The following is a 233-nucleotide window of genomic DNA, read 5'->3' on the forward strand; positions in this document are numbered from 1 at the left end:
GTACCACGCCAAGCAGAACGGGCGCAACGAGTTCTGCTTCTTCAGCCCGGCCATGAATGCTCACGTGCACGGGCGGGTGCAGATGGAAAACCGCCTGCGGCGCGCGCTCGCCAACGACGAGTTCGTGCTCGACTACCTGCCCGAGATCGACATCGCCAGCGGACGCACGGTCGGCGTCGAGGCCCTGATCCGCTGGCGCGACCCGGAACGCGGCCTGCTGCTGCCCGAGCAGT

General features: G+C 67.8%; 1 protein-coding gene. It reads left to right on the top strand.

Features of this window, described 5'->3' with window-relative positions; genetic code table 11:
• The coding region (locus KVT32_RS31715) for an EAL domain-containing protein (protein WP_217619598.1) at positions 1 to 233 on the top strand (233 nt) is incomplete at both ends.

Source organism: Achromobacter sp. GbtcB20 (assembly GCF_019091095.1).
GTDB lineage: Bacteria > Pseudomonadota > Gammaproteobacteria > Burkholderiales > Burkholderiaceae_B > Achromobacter > Achromobacter mucicolens.